The 16,098-nt window shown below is 57.9% G+C and carries 6 protein-coding genes; all 6 read left to right on the top strand.

Features of this window, described 5'->3' with window-relative positions; translation table 11 throughout:
* The first annotated feature begins 47 nt into the window (after window positions 1-47).
* The 6 genes from QN062_RS03595 to pepN all read left to right on the top strand — a co-directional run bounded on the left by QN062_RS03595 (window position 48) and on the right by pepN (window position 15,952).
* Complete coding sequence (locus QN062_RS03595; protein ID WP_369342233.1) at window positions 48-4,826, top strand: PD-(D/E)XK nuclease family protein; 4,779 nt, start codon at window positions 48-50, stop codon at window positions 4,824-4,826.
* A complete protein-coding gene (locus QN062_RS03590) occupies window positions 4,823-9,205 on the top strand; it encodes an ATP-dependent DNA helicase (RefSeq protein ID WP_369342232.1) in 4,383 nt (1,460 codons plus the stop codon). The genes QN062_RS03595 and QN062_RS03590 overlap by 4 nt, the downstream gene beginning before the upstream one ends.
* A gap of 113 nt (window positions 9,206-9,318) precedes the next feature.
* On the top strand, window positions 9,319-10,065 hold the full coding sequence (gene dapB, locus QN062_RS03585; RefSeq protein WP_369342231.1) for a 4-hydroxy-tetrahydrodipicolinate reductase: 747 nt from the start codon (window positions 9,319-9,321) through the stop codon (window positions 10,063-10,065).
* Between the two features lie 218 nt (window positions 10,066-10,283).
* On the top strand, window positions 10,284-11,189 hold the full coding sequence (gene dapA / locus QN062_RS03580; RefSeq protein ID WP_369342230.1) for a 4-hydroxy-tetrahydrodipicolinate synthase: 906 nt from the start codon (window positions 10,284-10,286) through the stop codon (window positions 11,187-11,189).
* A 74-nt stretch (window positions 11,190-11,263) separates the two neighbouring features.
* Window positions 11,264-13,102 carry a ribonuclease J gene (locus QN062_RS03575; protein ID WP_369342229.1) on the top strand — a complete coding sequence of 613 codons (1,839 nt, stop codon included), beginning with the start codon at window positions 11,264-11,266 and terminating at the stop codon, window positions 13,100-13,102.
* A 237-nt stretch (window positions 13,103-13,339) separates the two neighbouring features.
* Entirely contained in the window at window positions 13,340-15,952 is a 2,613-nt protein-coding gene (gene pepN / locus QN062_RS03570; protein WP_369342228.1) for an aminopeptidase N, read from the top strand.
* The last annotated feature ends 146 nt before the right edge of the window (window positions 15,953-16,098 follow it).

Here is a 16,098-nt window from a genome sequence, read left to right as displayed (position 1 = left end):
AATGGCGGGCGTCTTCATTTGTGGAGGGCTTGCAATAGCTTGTATGTATGCAGGATTTAGGGAGTCGGGGCGCAAGACGGAAGTCCGATGCAACTGAAGCGGTCGATCTGCTCATTCGTGATGAATTGAGGAATCGACAGGGGAATCCGACGCACGCGCTTGTGGTCTCAGGGCCGCCATGCAGCGGCAAGACAGAGTTCGCCTTGGAAAGCATGCTGGAAGGTCTTCGAGCGTTCGGCAACGAAGCCACGGTCATGGTGGTTTCGCAGCGCAAGGCCGCAGCGGAACTCAGCAATGCGATAATTCGGAGGACGGGTGTCAGTGACCAGACCCGGCCGGTTGGCACGCTTGCGGCGCTGGCTTTTAGAATACTGGCACAGGCCAGGGCATCGCAGTCGCAGCCCATGCCGAAGCTGCTGAATGGAGCGGAGCAGGATTCCTTGCTGCGAAGGGTTCTTGCAGGGCATGTCCAGGAAATGCTTCGTGGCGACAGCTGTGAAAGCTGTATGCTGCTGGCAGGTTATTTTGGCAACGCAGACGAGACTTCCTCTCGGCTCTCGCATGCGGAGGATCCAATCGATGCGACCCGTGGCGGTTCACCGTCAGCAATGACGCACAATGGCATCACATCCCAGACGACTGACATGCCTTGGTGGGAAGTGCTGGCTCCCGGGGTCGGAAAGCTCAGTCTCGCAGATTCGAAGATTCCTGAAATCACTGACATCATGGCATTGATCAACGATGACTTCGCTTCGCAGCTTCGTGACATGCTCGCAAGGATGAATGAGCTCGGACTTTCACTCAACGACGAGGGGCGGGTATTGCAATCGCTGTCCTCCCAAGGTCTCGACTTTCCACAGCAGGATCGTTTGAATACCCAGTGGAGCTTGGCTTTTCACCTATGGCATGAGTATGCCGAAGAGATCGAAAGACAGTATGGCGCAGAATTCAGGCTTGATGCATCGCGACTGTTGGTCGAGGCCACGCGCATGGTCGATGGCAGCGCGGATAGGCACATACCCAGATTCATCGTCATCGACGATTGGCAGGATCTGACGCTTGCTGGAATGTCGTTCATCCAGGCACTGGAATCTCGTGGGAGCCGTCTGGTGCTGATTGGCAACGGAGATGAGTCCGTGCAGACTTTCCGTGGCGCATACCCCGAGTTTCTCGCGTCGAGAGTGGCGTGCGAGACTCTTCAAGACGACAGGGAAGAAAATCGGGCGTTGGTATCTCAAAACCTTGGGCGACTTGGTGCTGCGCGCAGAGATCTCACATGGCTGCCAATCGTCGAACTGCATCGGACAGGAGATTCGCCGGAAGGGAAGGAGAGTCCGCACACTTATCTGGATGTGCTTGGGTCGCGGGTGTCGCTGAGCATTGCCGGCGAGGTGGAGGGTGACATCCCATTGGCGCAGCGCCCAGGCAAGCTGCCTCAATGGGAAGGAAGTCTGCCGATAACGGCTTTGCCGGATTCTGCCGCGCAGGGCCCCGCCATGGACTCGGCTTCGGACGGGTCGGGGGCTTCCGGACGCTCCGCTCGATCATATGGGGCAGAGTCGGGACGCTCAGAGCGGTCGCGCTCGATCGTCCATGATGGCACGGTCCACGTTCGGATGATGCGTACTGCCGAAGCGGAGATGGACGACATTCTCTGGCAGATCAAGCATGAGACCCTTGCGGCAGGGCGCGACTGGAACGACATGGCAGTAATAGCCCATGACAATTCCACGGTGCGGGCGTTTGGCGAGCGCCTCAGGGAACAGGGCATCGCAGTCAGATATTCCGCCATCACCCGACCCTTGAAGGATGAGTCAGTCGTCGGTGGACTGTTTGCGTTCATCGAGCTTGTCGAGCGTCGCATCAATCCCAAGCCGTCGGGCAACGCACGAACCCAGTCCATGTGGTTCGCCAATCGGATGCGAACGCTGCTGTCAAGTCCGCTGATGCCAGCACGCAATGCGGCGACGAAGGAAAGCAGACCGATTCGCATCCAGCGTCTCGAATCCCTTCTGGATACCTGCTGCGCGCTCTGCACGATAGACGCCGATGACGATCACGGCGAGGAGCCTCCTGTCGACGCTCGCGACGCAGCCCAATCAAAGGCCGACATCAATGAATCGCTGATCGATGCGATTCGCAGGCAGACCCTTGCCTGGGCCGAGGATGTGAATCGTCGTGTCGAGATTGAACAGCAATCAAGCGGCATCACGATTGATGACGCCGCGCATGATATCTCGCAAGCTCCACGCATGACGCGGCAGCTGCTGCTCACCAGACTTGTCGTCGGCGATGAATCCTCACGGGAAGAGATCGTGTCGGTGCTGAATGCGATTGCGGCCGGGCATGGCAAGGATCCCGACATGATTGCGTTCGCTCGTGCCATGGCGGTGCTGAGCTCATGCACAGACGGCGTCGATAACTACATGCGGAGCCATTCAATCGCATCGGTGGATCAGATGCCGGCAGATGTGATGCTATGGCTGGCTTGGGACGCATGCAAGCTCGCACAGTCATGGCAGGAAGAGTCGCTTCAGCCCGGAAGCGTGGGCGAGAGTGCGAACGACCGGCTCGATGCGCTGATGAGACTGTTCCAATTGGCTGGAGGGTCGCAGAGCTATGCCAACGTCGACGATTTCATGAGACAGGTTCGTGGCATGCAGATCGAGGCCGATTCGCTGGCACACATAGGTCCGATCGAGCATGCCGTCACGCTTACCACGCCCGCTGGCGCGCTTGCTCAGGCAAAGCGCTGGAAGATCGTATGGATGCCTGTTCTGCAGCAAGGCATATGGCCGAATCTTGCGGAGCGTGACACACTTTTTGGCACTGAGGAGTTGGCGAACGTCGTTCTGCATGGAAGCGTCTATGGCGTCTGGACTTCCGGTGAGGCTGGCGACATCGGTGTCGCGCGGGCGGCCTCCTCGACCGCAAGGCTCATCACGACCCTCAATGCAGAGAAGAGAAGCTTCCTGGTTTCGCTGACCCGTGCGAAGGAGCAGCTCAGGATCAGCGCGGTCTGGAACGCCGATACCGTGCCCTCTGACCTGCTCTTTGGCATGCTTCCCGAGTATTTTCAACGTCTGAGCGATCTTGCTGAAGTCCCATACAGCGAAGTGGGCGACCAGTTCGAATCGAGCCAGATCCTGGATGGCACGGAATCACGCGGGCAATGGGCGGGATTGGAAACCAGCGTGCGAGGCATCGTCACCCTGGCGAGGTCACAGCTGGCAGGCGCAGTCATGCGTGAATCTCCGGAATCGGGCATCCCTGGCGGTGAGAGGACTCTTGATTCGATCGCCACCCTGCGGATGCTATCCCGGAGGGGATATGCGGAGGCCGATCCTCGGTCCTGGCCCTTCGTCTATATGCGAGAGACGGATATGGTACTCGAGGCTGGGCGGGTTTCGGCAGATCCCGATAAGGCAGATCCCGATACGACACAGCCTGATATGGCAGGGTCTCATAAGACGCAGCCTGATACGGCGCAGAGAGGTGATGTTCCTCGTACTGTTAGCGCTGTTGCCACTGTTGGCACAGTTGCTACCGTTAACACAGTTGCTACCGTTGGTACCGATGATCATGCAGCGCCTGACGATCGCGAGCCGCATGGAGATTCCACGGTGGTGCTGACTCCCTCAGCCGTGGATGCGATTTGGCAGTGTCCGCTTGAGTGGGTGCTGAGCTCGCAGCTCACGGGCCCGATGCCCAGCAATGTGAATATGCAGTTTGGAACGCTCATTCACAAGGTCGCTCAGATTGCGACGGAAGAGGGATTGGACCGCCTGGCATCGCATGCTCCGGCTGAGGGTCATGAGGCATTGAAGGCCACACTGACAGAGCGTCTGGAAGAGATATATGCCGACCTGGTGAAGGGTGACGTTGAGCAATCCAGCCCCGAAGACATGTTCGAGAGTGCTTCGAAGCGGAGGCTGGTGCCGACGATTCTGCATAACCTCGCTTCGTATTTCGTCGATGGCACTCGTTCCGATTATGCGTCTGAGGGCAAGTCTCCCGTGCAGGTGGGTGAATTCAAGGATTCCATGGCCGAGCAGCCATTCGATATGCGCATCGGCATCGATGACATCGTTCCGATATGGAACGCCACCTACCCTGACCATGCGCTGGACGCGCACGGACTCTTCGCTTTGATGAGTTCGCTCAGCGGCGGTTTCATGCCGAGCATGCCGGAATCGGCGACGGTCCGGATTACCGGCCGCATCGACAGAATCGAAGGCAGGGAACGAGACGGTGCCGAGGTCGTGCGCATCGTGGACTACAAGACCGGCAGAAGGCATTCAGCCAAGGCAATGTTCAACGATCTGCAGTTGGTCTGCTATCAGCTTGCCATGTCCTTTGACCATTCCCTTCTCGGTCACCGGGCCAAGCTCGGACGGGTGTCGCAGGCTGACCTGTTCGAAGTGGCGCTTCATGACGCTCCTGCCTGTTTCAGCGGTGCCCCCGAGGCCTCATACCAGCCCGGCTTGATTGTGAATGGCAAGTTTGATTCGGTTTTCGAAGCGCGAAAGTCCTTTCCGTCCATCGACAAGTTCATCGATTATCAGTACAACCTCGATGACGGCCGGGAATCCATGGATCCCGGACTGTGGGAATTCGTCGTGCAGAATCAACGCAGCCAGGGCATATGGGCTCTCAGCATGATCTCAAGGGTCTTCTTCGCGGCAAGCGTGAGGATGTCCAGTTCGGACGAAAGGCTTCGGCTCGATGCCGGAAGATGTCACAAGACCAATGGCTCTACGAGTGGTTCGGGCATGTGCAGGGCATGGGAGCTTCTGCATGCGAATGTGATGGAGGAACGGCGATGACGCAGAAAAAGTCCGAGGAGCGCGAATTCCGCAGCACAGCTGAGCAGCAGGCCATCATCGAGGCCAACATCGATGCAAGTCAGCTCATCGTCGCGGGCGCGGGTTCGGGAAAGACGATGACGATGACCATGCGCATAGTCAGGCTCATCGAGTCCGGCGTCTCACCGGAACGGGTACTTGGCCTGACATTTACGCGCAAGGCAGCTTCGGAGCTGCTCACGCGTGTGTCTGCAGCGGTCGTGGGGCATTCCAGCAGCGGTGCGGACGCGTTCCTCAAGCCCGAGGTGCTTACCTATGATGCGTTTTTCCAAGGCATCGTAAGGCAGTATGGGCTGCTTGTAGGATTCAACCAATCAACGCAGCCATTGAGCGATGCCGGTGCATACCAGCTTGCGGCAGAGGTCGTCGGCGCGAACATCCATGGGCTCTTCGCGCATGATGAAGCACGGGAGCATGACGAGGACTGGGCTGCTGAAGGATTTTCGGATGAGAGGCTGATACGCAGACTTGCCGCGGCCACTCCCTCCGACGGCGATGTCGCATCGAAGGGTTTCAAAGAGACCGTAGACAATGTGCTTGCCATCGCCCATGCCTGTTCCAATTCGATGATCGGCGGGGCATGCACCACCTTTGAGCAGGCTGCGCGGAAAATCCACGAGTGGGATTCCGCATTCATCGAACAGCTGGATTCGCAGCTTGAAGGCGTCGAAATCCCTGATTCCCAGATCAGCGATGCCAAGGTGTCGCCGCTCGATGCCGAGAAGAAGATGAGCGAGAAGACTCGGCTGAAGAAACTCGAGCAGATACGGCACAACCGTGAACTGCGATGTGCATTCCAGGCGGACCGGCTGCGTACGATTGCCAGGAACCGTGAGATACTGCTCGCACTCGCCGAGCAGTATCAGCAGGCGAAACGGCACGCGAACATGGCGGAATTCAGCGATTTCACACTGGCGGCATATCAGCTGGTCACGAGATTCCCCTCGATCGGGGCACAATATCGCAGAAGATTCTCGCATGTCTTCCTTGACGAATATCAGGACACGTCAACGACTCAGGCGCTGCTCATCGCAGCGCTGTTCCATCCTGACGACGATGCGCCACGCAATCCATCAGATGATGCCATTGCCGCAAGCCATGTCATCGATAGTTCGGCGGTGAGCGCTGTCGGCGATCCCTTCCAGTCGATCTATGCCTGGCGCGGAGCCAGCCCAGGGGCATTCAGAACATTCCTCAGGGAGTTCGACCGGCATGACTCGAGTGCCGCCGCACACGGGTCTGACCAGGGCACAGCGATGCATGAATATTCGCTGTCGCAGACATTTCGCAATGGGGCATTGATTCTGGAAGCCGCGAACAACCTCACCCTGCCATTACGCAGGGAAGGCGGCATCGCGTCAAGCGCAATGCTGCACGAGGTCGATGTGAAGCACCTTCGAGCGAGGGATGGAGCGGATAGGGGCACCCTGGGTCTTCTGGCAACGCAGACTTTGGACGAGGAGATACGTGGAGTCATCGATTTCGTGAAGGAAGCCAGGCGTCGCTATGGATCCGACTCCGTGGGCACCGACAGCTCAGGTCGTGTTGGCAGTGGCAGTGACATTGACATGCATGCGCCGCATGCTGCGATTCTGTTCAGGTCTAAGACGAATATGCCACAGTACTGCGATGCGCTTTATGATGCAGGTCTGAGCTATGAGGTGGTCGGTTACTCCGCGTTGCTGGAGCGTCCGGAAATCCGCGATCTGCGTGCATTGCTCGATGTGCTGTGCGACCATACCGATATCGAGTCATTGATGCGTCTGCTCGCGACGCCACGCTTCAATGTGAATCCCGCAGATTTGAACGCCTTTGCGCAGATGGTCAAGGGAATCAACCTCGAGAGCCAATATCGCGGGCTCGTTGAAGCGGGAAAGGCTCCTGCCAATGCGAGGCGCGACATGATTGGGGACTATGTGAGCGAGCATCGTGACAGTCTGCCCAACAGCGTCTTTGCCATCGACGTGCTGATGGACGATCAGCTGGAGTCAATGCTGCGCCGCAAGGGTTCTCGCATAGGCGAGCGCGGCCGCTATCTGCTGCTGCAGTTCGCTGAGGTTCTCAGAAAGCTTCAGTCCCAGGCAGGGATGGGGCTTCGGGCGGTCATCCGTTCCGCCATCCATGCACTCCAGCTTGATATTGATGTCATTCTTTCGCAATCGCTGCATGGAGCGGGCGGCAAGCCCGACCGCAGCTCCGCCCAGGCAAGCATCGATGCCTTCGAAGGCCTGGTCGATACCTTCGAGGCGGAATTGCAGGATGGCACGCCTTCCACGCTCCGCGGGTTCGTGGCATGGATCGATTCGATGGGAAAGAGTCCCGAGGAGCCGGGCAGCAATGTCACCGGTCATCCAGATGTCGCGCTCATGACGGTGCATCAGGCAAAAGGCTTGGAATGGGATGCCGTCGCAATCGTCGGCATGAAATCCGGCACATTCCCAAGCAATCAGGGAGATGGACTGAAGATAACAGAGACCAGGCCTGCCGTCATCGATAAGTTCGGTGACATCGCGCGGCCAGCGGAGTATGTCTCCACGGCGAGGAGCTGGATGGATGATGCCACGGCCGTTCCGGCGCCCATTCGAGCGGATGCAGACATCCTGCCGCGCTTTCCTCACGATGCGGAGCCATATTCGAACCCGCTCGACAACCTCGCCGGTATCACACTGGCAGGTCTGGAGGACGAAGTGTATGGGCAATGCCGCGATGACGACACCGTCACTTGGCTTTCCCAGCAGCAGGAATATGGTTCGCGGTTTCATGCCGATGAAAGACGGCTGGCGTATGTCGCTCTCACGCGTGCGCGGCATGACGCTTTGCTCAGCTACAGCGCGTCGAAAAACGCCAAGGCGAATGGCTCCAAGGTCGATTTGTCTGCAGGCTCCGGGGCTTCGAATTTCTGGATTGAAAGCTATCAGGGCTTCGCAGGAGATGTCGCTGCATGTCATTTCAACGATGCGGATCTTTCCGAAGGACAGCACGTGGCCGCAAGTCCCGCATCGGCTGAAGGCGGCTCTGATGGGGCGAGTGCCGTCACAGGGGTAGATGTCACAGAGGTCGATATTACAGGGGCTGAAACCGGGGGGACTGCCCAGACCAACGGTTTCGAATGTCCTGAATTCACCGGGTATTTCATCGGAGATCATGCCGAGGATTACCGCGCCGCTCTGTTGACCGGATTCTCGAGCCAGCACTTCGATCGGGGACAGGCCATGCAAGGGGACCAGCAGCCAGATGAACCGTCCGCCACAAATTCCGAATCTTCGCAGTCCTCGGGCAGATCCGCTTCCGATGCCTTGCTTTGGCCTATGGACTTGGACCCGGCGGTGAAGTCTGCGCTTCTCGGCTCTGCACGACTGGTGCTTGCGAATCCGGGCGCTCGCAACCAGACGCATGCGAGCTCGGCCGAGTCCGGTGATGCGGAGTTCGAGGGTGCAGAGCTTGATCAACCGCTTGAAGGCACGCTTGCCGCACAGGCCATGCAGGTGATGGCAGAGCGCTCGGGCCGTTTGGGGAAGCTCCATGGCAATGCCGAAGATCTTGGGGCACTGCGTAGGAGTGGTCTGCAGGTGCTTTCCGCAGGAGGCCAGAATGTGACCGCGCTTCAGGCGCTTGCAGGCGATCGCAACGACGAGGGGGAACGCAGGTATTGGCGTGGAATCGTTCGTCCCATTCCGCGCATGCCTTCTGCCGCCGCACAGGCAGGGACTCAATTCCATGAATGGGCGAGTGCGTTTCTCAGCGCACAGGATGATTCCACCGCCCAGCAGCTTGACGGCTTCGATGGATTCGCCAGCATCGCAGGTGAGGCGACGCGTCGTGCGATGTTGCTTCAGTTGGATGAGCAAAGTGAGCTGCCGCAAGGCGAAGATCAGCGTCGTCTGATGGGTTGGAAGCGGCATCTGGCTGATTCGCGTTGGGCTCGCAGAAGCGTCGCGTGGGTCGAGCGGCCGATCGTGGCTGCAATAGAGGGCCGCATCCTGAAAGGCAAGCTCGATGCAGTCTTTGATGGCGGCCTTCTCGAGGATGACTTAGGCATCCGGCCCGTCGATGGCCGCGACGCTTCGGATCGTGCTCGCAGATACACGATCGTGGATTGGAAGACAGGTCGACGCCCCCGGTCGGCGGAAGAGATCCGTGTCAGGCTTCTGCAACTGGATATGTACAGGGTGCTGCTGTCGATGATGGAATCCGTCGATATCAGCGGCATCGACGCATGTCTGTACTATGTCAGCGAGCCCAAGCCAGAGGACCGTGAGATACCTGCCGAGGCTCGCAGCCATGATGAGATACTGCGCGACTTGGATGCAGGACTGCCTCCACTTTCGGACGAGGACTGAAGGCGTCTGCACGATTTCGATCGCTGTGGCCTGGAATTCACCTTCTCCCTGCCGGGCGTTCGAGGTACACGACGACGGTTATCATGACCTAAGCGAGATGAAAGGCAAGGCTTATGATCAAGGTTTCTGTTATTGGGGCGCATGGACGCATGGGCCGAACCGTTGTCGGTGCAGTCGATTCCGCCGATGACATGGAGCTTTCCCAACAACTCGATGCAAGCGATTCCTTCGACCTTGTCAACTCTGGCAACACGGACATAGCGGTTGATTTCACCGTCCCATCGGTGACGCTCAACAACGTTCTCGAACTGGTAAGGCGGGGCATCAGCGTCGTCGTCGGGACGACCGGCTGGACGGATGAGAGATTCGAGGAAGTCCGCAAGGCGCTTGCCGAGAATCCCGGAGTCGGTGTATTCATAGCTCCGAACTTCGCCATTTCCGCAGTTCTTGCCGACCACTTCGCAGGAGTCGCTGCACGTTACTTTGAGTCGGCGGAAGTCATCGAGCTGCATCACCCTGACAAGGTCGATGCTCCCTCGGGAACTGCGATCCATACCGCACACACCATTGCGGACGCTCGACGCGAGGCAGGTCTGGGAAGCGTCCCCGATGGGACTCAAGGCGGAATGGATTCACGTGGCGAAGTCGTGGACGGCATCCATGTCCACGCGGTGCGACTTCGTGGGCTCAACGCCCATGAAGAGGTGCTTCTTGGAAATGCAGGCGAACAGCTTACCATTCGGGCAGACAGCTTCGATCGGGGCTCGTTCATGCCCGGAGTCCTTCTCGCCATCAGAAACATGGCGACAGGAGCCCACTCAGGACTCATCGTTGGCCTCGATTCGTTCCTGGATCTCTGATCCCGCCTCCAGGTCGTTGAATCCTGGGAATCCCTTGCGGCGAAGGCTTCGCCAGGGGAGGGCCTTCAAGTTTTTGGGACTTGCGGAAGTATGCATGCCTCAAATCGTTGAAACGACGAAGGAATTCGAACCCACAGACGACGTCTGCACTTGGCTAAGTCCCAAAAACTTGAAATTTCGATAAAAACTAGGTCTCAGCCGCGCAGTACCTTGGGCTTATGAGCACTTCGAACGCCAATCTTCTTGATCCGGCCCCATTTGGCCGTGTCATACCTGCGATGGTCACTCCCATGAAGTCAGACGGAGCGGTTGATTACGATGCTGCGGCCGCCTTGGCCCAGCGTCTCGTTTCCGATGGAGCGGATGGGCTGCTGGTCAACGGCACCACCGGTGAATCCCCGGTGACCCATCTTGAGGAAAAGGTCAGGCTTGTCGAGATCGTCAAGCAGGCAGTGGACGTTCCGGTCATATCGGGCGCGGGTTCGAACGACACTGCTCACACGGTGCGCATGGCCGAAATGACGCAGGATGCCGGAGCGGATGCGCTGCTTATCGTGATGCCTTATTATTCCCGTCCTTCGCAGAACGGCATCGTAGCGCATTACAAGGCGGTGAACGCAGTGGCCGAGAAGCCCATCATCGTCTATGATGTCCCTGGAAGGACCGGGCTTCATGTGAAGACAAGCACATATCAGAGGCTTGCCGAGTTCGAGCATGTGGCAGCCGTGAAGGATGCGACGGGCAACATCGCCGAAGCCCTTGTCAAGCGCAGACTGACCAATCTGGTCTGGTACTCGGGAGACGATTCTCTCTACCTGCCATTCCTTGCAATGGGAGCGGTAGGAGTGATTTCCGTCGCCGCACACGTCGCCGCCCGGCCAATGCGACAGTTGGCGGATGCGTTCGACTCGGGGGACATTCGCAAGGCTCAGGATCTGGCGGCACAGATCGAGCCGGTCGTGAGTGCCCTCAACTCAGATGGCTATCAGGCTGTCATGGCCAAGGCAGCGTTGAAGATAAAGGGATATATCCCAGGAACGACGATGCGCGAACCCAATGTGGGTCCGAGCGCGCGCGAACTTGACAGGGCCGAGGAAGGCATGCGCCTTGCAGGCCTGCTGTGAGCTACGCGCGCAGCATAAGATGAGCGTCGCCTTCGTATCAGGCGAAGGCACTGAATAAAGAAAACCAAGTGGAAATGACACAAGAACAACATAGGAACACCTCACGCAGCAGAAGCACGGGCAGCCGTTCGCAGAGCCGAAATGGCAAGCGTCGCGGAAACTATTCTGGCTCTAGGGGAAACAACTCCCGCAAGGCTTCGACCACGGGAACACAGCCAGAGAAGGTCCTTATCGCACCTCCGGAATATCACAAGGGCTCAATGCGAATCGTAGCCCTGGGCGGTCTGGGTGAAATCGGCCGCAACATGAACGTCATCGAATATAACGGACACCTGCTCCTTATCGATTGCGGCGTTCTCTTCCCAGAAGAGGAACAGCCTGGCGTCGATCTGATTCTTCCTGACTTCAACTACATCCGCAATCGTCTCGACGACATCGAGGCACTCGTGCTCACCCACGGTCATGAGGACCATATCGGGGCGGTGCCGTATCTCCTGAAGCTGCGTCCTGACATTCCGCTCATCGGCTCGAAGCTGACGCTTGCCTTCGTCGATGCGAAGTGCAAGGAACACCATCTCGAACCGACCAAGGTGGAGGTCGAGGGTCGCGACAAGCTCAAGGTCGGTCCATTCAACCTTGAATTCATAACCGTCACCCATTCGATTCCAGACGCACTCGGCGTCTCTGTCAAGACGCCAGCGGGCCATATCATCGACACCGGTGACATGAAGCTTGACCAGCTGCCTCTGGACCACAAGATCACTGATTTGCGCGAGTTCGGCAGATTGGGCGAGCAGGGAGTCGACATGCTGATGGTCGATTCCACCAACGCCGAGGTTCCTGGCTTCGTCAAGCCGGAAACCTCGATCGGACCTGCTTTGGACAAGGCCTTCGCCGATGCCACGAGAAAGATCATCGTCGCGAGCTTCTCCAGCCATGTGCACCGTGTGCAGCAGGTTGTGGATGCGGCTCACAAGGTAGGCCGCAAGGTCGTCTTCGCCGGCCGTTCAATGGTCCGCAACATGGCCATCGCCTCCGACCTGGGATACCTGCATCTGCCCGAAGACACGGTCGTGGATCTGAAGCAGGCGCATGACATACAGGACAACAAGATCGTATACATGGTCACCGGTTCACAGGGTGAGCCGATGGCGGCCCTTGGCCGCATCGCCGATGGAACCCATCGCGACATCACGATCAACGAGTTCGACACGGTGATTCTGGCCAGCTCCCTGATCCCAGGCAACGAGCACGGAGTCTACAAGGTCATCAACAAGCTCACCAGGCTGGGCGCAAGGGTAATCAACAAGGACAATGCGGCGATCCACGTTTCAGGCCATGCTGACGAAGGTGAGCTGCTCTACTTCTACAACATCGTTCAGCCTCGCTGCGCCATGCCAATCCACGGCGAGAACCGTCATCTGGTCGCCAACGGACTGATTGCCGTCAAGACGGGAGTGGATCCGAAGAACGTCGTGCTTGCCGAGGACGGCGATGTCGTCGATCTCTATCACGGTCAGGCAGCTGTCGTCGGCAGCGTCCCATGCGGCTACGTGTACGTCGACGGAGACTCGGTCGGAGAGCTTACCGACGAGGAGCTTGAGAAGCGCAGGATTCTGGGATCCGAAGGCTTCGTGTCCGCATTCGTCGTGGTCGATACGGAAACGAACGATGTCGTGAACGGTCCGAAGATATTCCTCAACGCGGTTGCCGAGGATGCCAGCGAATTCGAACGCGTCCGGGCGCAGATAGTCGAGCAGCTGCAGGATGCGATGATGCAGGGCACGCACAACACGCATCAGCTTCAGCAGATCATGCGTCGAACGCTCGGTGGCTGGATTGCACGCAAGCTTCATCGCAGCCCTATGATCGTGCCTGTCGTGGCAGACATAGCGCAGGATGTGGAGAAGTAACCCAGGAGCATATCTCTCACACTCCGCACAAGGGTGCACATCTGTGCGTCACGCACAGAAACCGTGGCTCTGAAGCGCGGCATGATCGTGCCGCGCTTCAGAGCCACAATCATGCGTGGGGGTAAGCTGAGATGCAGCTTGGAAGTTAGTTCGGTGCGAGAGGCATCGAAACCTGAGCAGCATTCATTGCAACAGCAGCATGGAAATCATCGTTTGATGGTAGTTAAGGAGTGGGGAATGCCAGGATCGAATCTCACGCAGATCGAGGCAGAGGAACGCAAGGGCATCGTCGCGAATCCCGCATATGTGGTTTCGCTTGATTTGACGCAGGGGGCAGAGACCTTCACATCGTCCACGACGCTCACATTTGATGCGAAGCCGGGGGAAAGCACCTTTCTTGACTTGATCGCGCCTGCGGTCGACGGCATCGTGCTCAACGGGAAGAGACTGGATCCGAGCGTCGCGTTCAAGGATGACAGAATCGTCCTCGAAGACCTGAAGGAACGCAATCAGGTGGATGTGACGGCAACGTGCGCGTATTCGCACACCGGCGAGGGGCTGCACCGCAGCGTGGATCCTTCCGATGGAAAGATCTATCTCTATAGCCAGTTCGAGGTTCCTGACGCACGCCGCGTGTACGCGGTCTTCGACCAGCCGGATCTGAAGGCGACCTTCGACTTCACCGTGGTGGCTCCGCAATCATGGACGGTGCTGTCGAATTCCCCTGCCGCATCCGTCGAGCCTTTGGCAGGAAAGACCGCCGATGGGACGCTTGGAGAGGATCCATCCGAGGGCATCAGGCGCTGGATCTTCGAACAGACCCCGACGATGAGCTCCTACCTCACCGCCTTCGTGGCTGGGCCATATGCCAAGTGGACTTCGGAATATGCCAATGAGGATGGCCGCACCGTTCCGATGGGGCTGTATTGCCGCCAGTCGTTGAAGGACGCATTCGAAGCTGACACCGAATCGCTGTTCGATGTGACCAAGAAGGGCTTTGCCTTCTATGCGAAGACATGGGGCGTCCCCTATCCGTATGCCAAGTATGACCAGGTATTCGTTCCTGAATACAACGCAGGTGCGATGGAGAACATCGCTCTGGTCACCCTTCGCGATTCATACATCTTCGAATCCAAGGTCAGTGGCGCCATCGTCAACCGCCGTGTCGAAACCGTCCTGCATGAACTCGCGCACATGTGGTTCGGCGACTACGTGACCATGAAGTGGTGGAACGATCTTTGGCTCAACGAGTCCTTCGCCGAATTCATGTCGACGCTCGCCACCTCGGAGGCGACCGAGCACACCGACGACTGGGCGACCTTCTGCTCGGGCGAGAAGAGCTGGGCCTTGGCGGAGGACCAGATGCCGACCACGCATCCCATCGTCGCTCCGATTCGCGACCTGAACGACACCTATGTCAATTTCGACGGCATCACCTATGCCAAGGGAGCCTCGGTCCTGAAGCAGCTTGTGGCATATGTCGGACGAAAGAAGTTCTTCGAAGGCATCCATAGCTATCTGAAGAAGCATGCATATGGGAACGCCACTCTTGGTGACCTGCTTGCGGAGCTTTCAGACGCTTCCGGCAGGGATCTTGATTCCTGGTCGAAGCTGTGGCTCGAGCAGTCAGGCATCAACACGATCACCGCTGATATCGAAAGCGATCGCGAAGGCAGGATCGTCACTGCGAACCTGCTGCAGACCGCTCCTGAGGAATTCCCGGTACTGAGGCCTCATCGCATCGGCGTGGGGTTCTACAATCCCGATGACAGCGGCAAGATCGTCCGAACCGACCGATTCGAACTTGACATAGACGGTGAAAGCACAGAGGTCAGCGAGATCATCGGTTTGCCGCGTCCGAAATTCATTCTGGTGAACGACGACGACCTTACCTATACCAAGCTGCGCTTCGATCGGGAATCTCTGGACTTCGCGGAGGCCAACCTCTATGCCTTCGATGACTCCCTGTCACGAGCCCTGGTCTGGCAATGCCTGTGGGACATGACACGCGATGCCGAATTCCCGGCGGAACGCTTTGTCGCGCTTTCGTTGAAGGCCATTTCCACGGAGCGTCAGTCGACGACATTCCGATATGCCCTGTCGCAGATCTCGAGTGCCGTGCATTACTTCGTGGCGCCGAACCGCAGGGCATCGATGATGAACCTTGTCGCGCAGAGCCTATGGAAATTGGTGCTCGACGCAGAGGCTGGCTCCGATGAGCAGTTCCAACTGCTCCAGGCCTATTTGGGCTATGGCGTCGACGACGACTTCGAGGACAATGCACATGGCCTGCTGAGCGGCGATCTCAAGCTCGATGGTCTGACCGTGGACAACAGTCTGCGCTGGTCGATAATCTACGCACTCTCGTCCAACGATCTGATAGATGACGCGGCGATAGATGCCGAACTCAGCAGACGGGAGACGACTGAAAACAGGGAGAAGGCATATGCTGCGAAGGCTGCGCGGCCCAATGCCCAGACCAAGGAATGGGCATGGAACGAGGCCCTGAACGATGAGAATCTGACCAACTCGCAGATCGAGGCAGTGGCCATGGGCTTCTCGCAGAACACCGATCAGGAGCTCTACTCGAAATATGTCGATGACTTTTTTGAAGCCGTTAATTCCATTTGGCGAGACAAATCGTTCCACATCGCGGAAACGTTGATATGCCCGCTGAGCAGCCGGGGATTGTATCCTCGCTTTGCAGATGCGAACAGGCTTGTCGAATCCGGGGAACGCTGGCTGGCAGAGAACAGTGACGCGGACCGTGCACTTCGGGGCATGATCATGAAGAACCTTGACGATTCACGTCGAGTCCTGAAGGTTCAGACCTACAATTCGAAGCTTTAGAACCGGGAAATCGGCTGCCTCGGCTATTGCCGATGCCTGATTCCTGGGTTTTCCGATGCTGTGCTGTGCGGGTGGTGTGCGAAAAGGCGCGCCATCCGCTTTTTTGTCCGAAGATGGACAACAATTGTTATGGTTGTTACTTTGGA

Source organism: Bifidobacterium sp. WK012_4_13 (genome assembly GCF_041080835.1).
Taxonomy (GTDB): domain Bacteria; phylum Actinomycetota; class Actinomycetes; order Actinomycetales; family Bifidobacteriaceae; genus Bombiscardovia; species Bombiscardovia fermentum.
Note: the sequence above shows the minus strand (reverse complement) of the source record. Positions and strands in the feature narration are given on the sequence as shown.